Raw genomic sequence first — 7345 nt, 5'->3', positions numbered from 1 at the left:
GTGGCCCCCCCCCCCCCCCCCCCGCGCGGCCCCCGCTCTACACCCCCCGCCCCCGGGGGGGGGGGGGGGGGGGGGCGGGCCCCCCCCCCCCCCGGGATGGGACGGGTAGGGGTGGCGGGGGCGAAAAAACCCTCACCCTCACCCACCCACCCCGCCGTCCAGCCAGTGCGCACGCCCGATCCCGATCAACCGCATCCGGCGCACCGCCGTCCGGAACACCCGCTCCCGCGCCCCCGCCCCACCCGCCGGCGCCTCCAGAAACAGCGACGCGGTCCCCAGCATCTGATCCACGTACAGCTGAGCCAGCATCACCAGATCCTCCTCCCCCCACCCCGCGGACACCGGATCCTCCGCCAGCGCCTCTCCCACCTCCACGGCGAACAGCGCCAGCTGATCCCGTATCGCCGCCCGCACCACCTGCACCCCACCGTGCCGCTCCCGGGCGATGAACCGCACATGCGCCGGATGCGCGTCGACATGCCCCGCGATCAACTCGACGGCCCGCGCGATACGTTCCTCACCGTCCCCGGTCGTGGTCACGATCGTCCGGATCATCGGGTGCAGACTGCCCAGCGCCTCCTCGACCAGCGCCACCCCCAGATCCTCGATGGACCGGAAGTGCCGGTAGAAGGCGGTCGGCGCCACCCCCACCGCACGGGTGACCTCACGCAGCCCCAGACTGCTCAGACTCTGCTCCTCCAGCAGCTCCAGCGCCGCGTCGAGCAGCGCCCGCCGTGTCTTCTGCTTCTGGGCCTGCCGGACGCCGAGGGTGTGACTCATGCCATGCAGTCAACAACTGTTCTCCGTCATTGGAAAGCCATGGCCCGCGCTAACCTGGGAACTCAGTGAACAACTGTAACCACAACCGTTCACCGAACCTGGGGGATCCATCCATGCTGTTCCTCGTCGCCACGCTCCTCCTGCTGGGCGTCGTCCTGGGCGCCGTCGTCCACGCCCCGCTCTCCTTCTCTCTCGCCGCCGGTGCCGTCATCGTCGTATGGCTCGGCGTCTTCGCCCTGCGCGAGCGCCACGGCCGCGGACACCGCGGCTCGGCGCACTGACCCGTACCAGGCCGTTCGAACCCCGTCCCTCCGACCGTGGGAGCCGATCATCATGTACCTGACCGCACCGGCCGCCCGACGCACCGGTTTCCGTGACGCCGACGGCATGGCCGTCGCGTCCTTCGTCCTGGGCCTGCTGGGCCTGCTCGTCCTCAACGTCGTCCTCGGCCCGACCGCCGTCGTGCTGGCGGCCGTGGCGCTGTGGCGGGGCACGACCCGGCGCGGCCGCGCCTTCCTGGGGCTCGGACTCGGCGTCGCCGACCTCCTCGTCCTCGCCGCGTTCGTCCAGGCGGACAACACGATCTCGTGGAGCTTCTGAGCGGGCGGCGCATCCCGGCCAACCGCGATCCGTGGCCGCTGCACGGGGCCCCGTAGAATCGGCCCCACCATGGCTTACCTCGACCACGCCGCGACCACCCCGATGCTTCCCGAGGCGGTCGAGGCACTCACCGCGCACCTGGGCGTCACCGGCAACGCCTCCTCCCTCCACGCGGCCGGCCGCCGCGCCCGGCGCACCGTCGAGGAGGCCCGCGAAACCCTCGCCGAGGCCCTCGGCGCCCGGCCCAGCGAGATCGTGTTCACCTCCGGTGGAACCGAGGCCGACAACCTCGCCGTGAAGGGGCTCTACTGGTCCCGCCGCGCCGCGGACCCGGCCCGCACCCGGGTCCTCGCCAGCCCCGTCGAGCACCACGCCGTCCTCGACGCCGTCCACTGGCTCGGCGAGCACGAGGGCGCCACCGTCGAGTACCTGCCGGTCGACCCCCACGGCCGGGTCCACCCGGACACCCTGCGCGAGGCCATCGCCCGCGACCCCGACGACGTCGCCCTCGCCACCGTCATGTGGGCCAACAACGAGATCGGTACGATCCTGCCGGTCCGCGAACTCGCCGAGACCGCCGCCGAGTTCGGCGTGCCGCTGCACTCCGACGCGGTCCAGGCCTTCGGCCAGGTCCCGGTGGACTTCGCCGCGTCGGGGCTCGCCGCGATGACCGTGTCCGGCCACAAGATCGGCGGCCCGTACGGCATCGGCGCACTGCTCCTGGGCCGCGAGCACACCCCCGTGCCCGTACTGCACGGCGGCGGCCAGGAGCGCCACGTCCGCTCCGGCACCCTCGACGTCCCCGCCGTCGCCTCCTTCGCGACCGCCGGACGGCTCGCCGCCGAGCAGCAGGAGTGGTTCGCCCGCGAGATCGGCAAACTGCGCGACGACCTGGTCGCCGCGGTCCGCGAGGCCGTACCGGAGGCCGTCCTCGGCGGTGATCCCGCGCCCGGGGGGCGTCTTCCGGCCAATGCGCACTTCACCTTTCCCGGCTGTGAGGGCGACTCACTGCTGCTTCTCCTGGACGCGCAGGGCATCGAGTGCTCCACCGGATCCGCCTGTACCGCCGGTGTGGCCCAGCCCAGCCACGTCCTCCTGGCCACCGGGGTGGATCCCGATCTTGCCCGCGGGACCCTGCGTTTCTCCCTGGGCCATACCTCCACGGAGGCCGACGTGGAGGCGTTGGCCAAGGCCATCGGACCGGCGGTGGAACGGGCTCGGGCGGCCGGGCTGACGTGAGGGGTGGTTTCGCCCCCTCCGCCCCTTCCCTTCCCGTCCCGGGGGGCTACGCCCCCAGACCCCCTTCGCGCCACGCGGCGGAGCCGCATGTCGGCACGGCCCCGCGCCCCCGAAGGGCCGTCCCTGGGGGGCCGCGCCCCCGGACCCCCTTCGCGCCACGCGGCGGAGCCGCTCGCCGGCACGGCCCCGCGCCCCTAGGGGAGCGCCTTGGTGTCCGGTTCCGTCTGCGTGGTGCGGGCCGCGCGGACCAGCTTCATGTAGCGGTCCCAGTCCCAGTGGGGGCCCGGGTCGGTGTGGTCCGTGCCCGGGACCTCGATGTGGCCGATGATGTGGTCGCGGTCGGCCGGGATGTCGTAGCGGGCGCATATTCGGGCCGTGAGACGGGCCGACGCCTCGTACATCTCGTCCGTGAAGTCCTCGGGGCGGTCCACGAAGCCCTCGTGCTCGATGCCCACGCTGCGCTCGTTGTAGTCGCGGTTGCCCGCGTGGTAGGCCACGTCCAGCTCGCGGATCATCTGGGTGATACGGCCGTCCTGGCCGACGATGTAGTGCGTGGACGCCTTGTGCCCCGGGTCCTGGAACGCCTGCACCGCGCTGTCGAAGCTGCCCTGGGTGACATGGACGATCACCATGTCGACGCCGAAGTCGTCCGGCCGGTCCGCGCGGCGCCAGTTGGCGTCCGAGGCCGCCACCCAGCGGGCGCCCGCGTAGTCCACCGCGCCCTGCTCGCGCGGCTTCTCGACGCCCGGCATACGCCACCACAGCCGCGCCAGCTCGTCCCGCGCCAGCACCGCGGTGCCCGCCGCTGCCGCCACCCCGCCCACGATCAGGGCCCGCCGCCCGATGCGCCGGTCCCCGTCCTCGGATGCCTTCTGTGCCCCCATGTGATCGTGAACGGATACCCGGCGGCCGTGGTTCCCGTCCCCCCGTACCCTGGAGGGGTTATGACTGAGACCTCGCAGCGCTCCCGCCCCCTCCGCGTCCTGGCCGCCATGTCCGGCGGAGTCGACTCCGCCGTCGCCGCCGCCCGCGCGGCCGAAGCGGGCCACGACGTGACCGGCGTCCACCTCGCGCTCTCCGCGAACCCGCAGTCGTTCCGTACCGGCGCGCGGGGCTGCTGCACCATCGAGGACTCGCGCGACGCCCGCCGCGCCGCCGACGTCATCGGCATCCCGTTCTACGTGTGGGACCTCGCCGACCGCTTCCGCGAGGACGTCGTCGAGGACTTCGTCGCCGAGTACGAGGCCGGCCGCACCCCCAACCCGTGCCTGCGCTGCAACGAGAAGATCAAGTTCGCCGCCCTGCTGGACAAGGCGCTGGCGCTCGGCTTCGACGCGGTCTGCACCGGCCACTACGCCCAGGTGGTCCTGCGCGAGGACGGCACCCGCGAACTGCACCGCGCCTCCGACATGGCCAAGGACCAGAGCTACGTCCTCGGCGTGCTCGACGACCGCCAGCTCGCCCACGCGATGTTCCCCCTCGGTGACACGGTCACCACCAAGGAGGAGATCCGCGCGGAGGCCGAGCGCAGGGGGCTCGCGGTGGCCAAGAAGCCCGACTCGCACGACATCTGCTTCATCGCCGACGGCGACACCCAGGGCTTCCTCGCGGGCCGCCTCGGCAAGGCCGAGGGCGACATCGTCGACGAGTCCGGCACCAGGGTCGGCACCCACGAGGGCGCGTACGGCTTCACCATCGGCCAGCGCAAGGGCCTGCGGATCGGCACCCCCGCCCCCGACGGCAAGCCCCGCTACGTCCTCGACATCTCCCCGGTGACCAACACGGTCACCGTCGGCCCCGCGGCGGCCCTCGACGTCACCGCCCTCACCGCCGTCAAGCCCCGCTGGTGCGGCGCCGCCCCGTCCGGCCCCGGCACCTACACGGCGCAACTGCGCGCCCACGGCGGCGAGACCGGGGTGACGGCGGAACTCGTCGACGGGGAACTCCGGGTGAGCTTCACCGAACCCGTCCGCGGCGTCGCCCCCGGCCAGGCGATCGTCCTGTACGACGGCACCCGCGTGGTCGGCTCGGCGACGATCGCGTCGACGGTGCGGGCGACGGCCGGCGTGGCCTGAAGGCGCTCCTTCGGGCCCGGCGGGGCGCTCACCGCGTGAAGAAGTCCGCCAGGACCGGGGCCAGGACGTCCGGTTCGACCATGTGGGTCTGGCCCTCCAGGGTGCGGTACGTGCCCCGGGGGACGGACTCGGCGATCGCCCGCGCGGCCTCACGCATCCACGCCGGGCTCGCGTCGCCCGCGATCGACAGCACCGGGACGCGGATCGACGCCAGCAGCCCGCGCGGGACGCTCCCGTCGCCCATCACGGCGTCGTCGTACGCGAGGCTCGGCGCGATCGACTCCATCCCGGCCCACATCGGTGACTGCCGCGCGCCCCGGACGACGTCCTCGCCGAGGCCGGTCAGCCGCAGGAAAAGCTCCACCGCGTCCCCGCGCCGCCCCTCGGCGAGCGCCGCCGTCAACCGCTCGGTGTACCGAGCCCGCTCCCCGAGATCCTCTTCGGACATCGCGTACGGCGTCTCGTACACGGAGACGTGGTGCACCGGAAGTCCGCTCGCCGCCGCCCTGAGCGCCAGCGCGCCGCCCGAGGAGACGCCGTGCAGCGCGGCCTCGCCGCCCACCGCCTCGATCAGCGCCGCCAGGTCCTCGATCTCGCGTTCCACCGCGTACGGCGCTGTGTCCCCGCTCACGCCCCGACCCCGGCGGTCGTACACGACCACCTGGAACCGCTCCGACAGGAGAGCCGCCAGCGGCGCCGCCGTGGCACCCGTCGACATCGCGCCGCTGACGAGAACGATCGTGGCACCCCGCCCGGCGCTCTCGTACGCCAGGGAGGTGCCGTCACGCGAAGAGATGTTCTTGTCCATGTCACGCCAGACTGCCGCACGGGGCGGCATTCTTCGGTGAGGCGGGCGGCGCGTTCACCCATCACAACCCGTTTACGTGATCAGCCGACTTCGACCTCGTAGAAGCAGAGGTGGTCCTTGATCTGCGCGACGTCCGGCTTCGGCTCCGGGTACGCCCAGACCAGGTCCGCCGCGTCCGGCAGAGACCAGTAGGACGCGGTGCCCTTGAAGGGGCAGCGCGTGTGCGTCCCGGACGGCGTCAGCAGATCGAGCCGTACGTCCGCCGGCGGGATGTAGTACCGGTCCGGACAGCCCGTCTCCTTCAGCAGCAGCGCCCCGTCGCTCTCCGCCAGCACCTGCCCGCCGCGCACCACGCGCACGTGCCGGTCACTGGCCTCGATGGTGATGCGGTGGCCTGTGGTCACGATCGTCCCTCCTCGGGTAGCCGACTCTGCGAGTACAGCGCACGCCGATGCGGACTTCTTCCCGTGAAGGGTCCGCAGGAGAACCCGTACTGTGGGTCCGTGAACATCTGTGTCTTTCTCTCCGCCGCCGACCTCGACGAACGCTACACACGCCCCGCGCGGGAGTTCGGGCGGCTGCTCGGCAAGGGCGGGCACACGCTGGTGTGGGGCGGTTCGGACACCGGTCTGATGAAGGTCGTCGCCGACGGGGTGCACGAGGCGGGCGGCCGGCTCTGCGGCGTCTCCGTGGAGTTCCTCGCGGCGAAGGCGCGCGACGGCGTCGACGAGATGGTGATCGCGCGTGACCTCGCCGAGCGCAAGCGGCTGCTGCTGGAGAAGGCCGACGCGGTGGTCATCATGGTCGGCGGCACCGGCACCCTCGACGAGGCGACCGAGATCCTGGAGCTGAAGAAGCACGGGCACACCGAGAAGCCGGTGGTCCTGCTCAACACCGCGGGCTTCTACGACGGCCTCAAGGAGCAGTTCCGCCGTATGGAGGACGAGGGCTTCCTGCCCCGCCCGCTCACCGACCTGGTGTTCTTCGCCGAGGAGCCGGTGGGCGCGCTGGCGTACCTGGAGGAGAGCCTGGGCGTGGAGTGACCGCGCGATGATGCGAGCATGGCGGGCATGGCTACACATGTGATCACCGGAGCCGGCTCCGGCATCGGCGCGGCCGTCGCCCGCCGTCTGCACGCGCGCGGGGACGAACTCGTACTGCACGCGCGCGACGCGGGCCGGGCGAAGGAACTTGTGGCGGAGTTCCCCGGCGCCCGCACCCTCGTCGGCGACCTGGCGGACCCCGACAAGCTCTCCTGGGCCTTCTCCCACCAGTCGCTCCCGGACCGGGTGGACTCCCTCCTGCACATCGCCGGCGTGGTCGACCTCGGCCCGGTCGGCGAGCTGACTCCGAAGACCTGGCGCCACCAGCTCAACGTCAACCTGATCGCCCCCGCCGAGCTGACCCGCCACTTCCTGCCCCAGCTCCGCGCGAGCCGGGGCCACGTGATCTTCGTCAACTCCGGCGCCGGTCTGAGCGCCCACGCCGACTGGTCCGCCTACGCGGCCTCCAAGCACGGCCTCAAGGCCCTCGCCGACTCCCTGCGCCACGAGGAGCACGGCAACGGGGTACGCGTCACCTCGGTCTACCCCGGCCGCACGGCCAGCCCCATGCAGGCCAAGGTCCACCAGCAGGAGGGCAAGGAGTACGACCCCGCGCGGTGGATCGACCCCGAGTCGGTCGCCACGACGATCGTGACGGCCCTGGACCTCCCGGCCGACGCGGAGATCAACGACCTGACGGTGAGACCGGGACGGTGATTTCCAGCCCCTCCGGCGTTTGAGGAGCGGGGGTCCGGGGGCAGCGCCCCCGGGATGGGACGGGTAGGGGCGGCGGGGGCGAA

The 7345-nt window shown here is 72.6% G+C and carries 10 protein-coding genes; 6 read left to right on the top strand and 4 right to left on the bottom strand.

All coding sequences use genetic code 11. From position 1 onward, the window contains the following. Window positions 1-138 precede the first annotated feature (138 nt). Window positions 139-780 (bottom strand): TetR family transcriptional regulator, encoded by a 642-nt coding sequence (locus tag ACFV5H_RS37550; protein WP_385052533.1) that lies wholly within the window; start codon window positions 778-780, stop codon window positions 139-141. Between the two features lie 113 nt (window positions 781-893). Here ACFV5H_RS37550 and ACFV5H_RS37545 point away from each other — a divergent pair, with 113 nt between their 5' ends. The 3 genes from ACFV5H_RS37545 (at window position 894) to ACFV5H_RS37535 (ending at window position 2619) form a co-directional block, all read left to right on the top strand. Beyond that, entirely contained in the window at window positions 894-1061 is a 168-nt protein-coding gene (locus ACFV5H_RS37545; RefSeq protein WP_385052531.1) for a hypothetical protein, read from the top strand. A gap of 52 nt (window positions 1062-1113) precedes the next feature. Then, on the top strand, window positions 1114-1380 hold the full coding sequence (locus tag ACFV5H_RS37540) for a DUF4190 domain-containing protein (protein WP_385052528.1): 267 nt from the start codon (window positions 1114-1116) through the stop codon (window positions 1378-1380). 69 nt (window positions 1381-1449) lie between these two features. Continuing rightward, window positions 1450-2619: a cysteine desulfurase family protein gene (locus ACFV5H_RS37535; RefSeq protein WP_385052526.1), complete on the top strand. Its 1170-nt coding sequence runs from the start codon at window positions 1450-1452 to the stop codon at window positions 2617-2619. 194 nt (window positions 2620-2813) lie between these two features. On the opposite strand, the gene ACFV5H_RS37530 is transcribed toward ACFV5H_RS37535, so the two are convergent. Continuing rightward, window positions 2814-3503, bottom strand: coding sequence for an N-acetylmuramoyl-L-alanine amidase (locus ACFV5H_RS37530; protein WP_385199163.1), 690 nt, complete (start codon window positions 3501-3503; stop codon window positions 2814-2816). Window positions 3504-3563: 60 nt separating this feature from the next. On the opposite strand from ACFV5H_RS37530, the gene mnmA reads away from it, so the two are divergent. After that, window positions 3564-4694, top strand: coding sequence for a tRNA 2-thiouridine(34) synthase MnmA (mnmA, locus tag ACFV5H_RS37525; protein ID WP_385052520.1), 1131 nt, complete (start codon window positions 3564-3566; stop codon window positions 4692-4694). A 28-nt stretch (window positions 4695-4722) separates the two neighbouring features. On the opposite strand, the gene ACFV5H_RS37520 is transcribed toward mnmA, so the two are convergent. Together ACFV5H_RS37520 and ACFV5H_RS37515 are read right to left on the bottom strand one after the other, a co-directional pair. Further along, window positions 4723-5502 (bottom strand): alpha/beta fold hydrolase, encoded by a 780-nt coding sequence (locus ACFV5H_RS37520; RefSeq protein WP_385052517.1) that lies wholly within the window; start codon window positions 5500-5502, stop codon window positions 4723-4725. A gap of 80 nt (window positions 5503-5582) precedes the next feature. After that, on the bottom strand, window positions 5583-5906 hold the full coding sequence (locus tag ACFV5H_RS37515; protein WP_385052514.1) for a DUF427 domain-containing protein: 324 nt from the start codon (window positions 5904-5906) through the stop codon (window positions 5583-5585). A gap of 99 nt (window positions 5907-6005) precedes the next feature. On the opposite strand from ACFV5H_RS37515, the gene ACFV5H_RS37510 reads away from it, so the two are divergent. Further along, window positions 6006-6545, top strand: a complete 540-nt coding sequence (locus tag ACFV5H_RS37510) for a TIGR00730 family Rossman fold protein (protein ID WP_385052511.1) — start codon at window positions 6006-6008, stop codon at window positions 6543-6545. Between the two features lie 18 nt (window positions 6546-6563). After that, the gene (locus ACFV5H_RS37505) at window positions 6564-7262 is read left to right on the top strand and encodes an SDR family oxidoreductase (protein WP_385052509.1); all 699 of its coding nucleotides are present in this window, start codon (window positions 6564-6566) and stop codon (window positions 7260-7262) included. Window positions 7263-7345 lie beyond the last annotated feature (83 nt).

The sequence above is a fragment of the Streptomyces sp. NPDC059787 genome (genome assembly GCF_042732315.1).
Lineage (GTDB): Bacteria > Actinomycetota > Actinomycetes > Streptomycetales > Streptomycetaceae > Streptomyces > Streptomyces atrovirens.
This window is presented reverse-complemented; position numbering and strand designations above follow the sequence as displayed.

Bases quoted from the DNA above. Each gene is read 5' to 3' on its own strand.
- ACFV5H_RS37550 (WP_385052533.1), bottom strand. From the start codon at position 780: ATGAGTCACACCCTCGGCGTCCGGCAGGCCCAGAAGCAGAAGACACGG.
- ACFV5H_RS37545 (WP_385052531.1), top strand. From the start codon at position 894: ATGCTGTTCCTCGTCGCCACGCTCCTCCTGCTGGGCGTCGTCCTGGGC.
- ACFV5H_RS37540 (WP_385052528.1), top strand. From the start codon at position 1,114: ATGTACCTGACCGCACCGGCCGCCCGACGCACCGGTTTCCGTGACGCC.
- ACFV5H_RS37535 (WP_385052526.1), top strand. From the start codon at position 1,450: ATGGCTTACCTCGACCACGCCGCGACCACCCCGATGCTTCCCGAGGCG.
- ACFV5H_RS37530 (WP_385199163.1), bottom strand. From the start codon at position 3,503: ATGGGGGCACAGAAGGCATCCGAGGACGGGGACCGGCGCATCGGGCGG.
- mnmA (WP_385052520.1), top strand. From the start codon at position 3,564: ATGACTGAGACCTCGCAGCGCTCCCGCCCCCTCCGCGTCCTGGCCGCC.
- ACFV5H_RS37520 (WP_385052517.1), bottom strand. From the start codon at position 5,502: ATGGACAAGAACATCTCTTCGCGTGACGGCACCTCCCTGGCGTACGAG.
- ACFV5H_RS37505 (WP_385052509.1), top strand. From the start codon at position 6,564: ATGGCGGGCATGGCTACACATGTGATCACCGGAGCCGGCTCCGGCATC.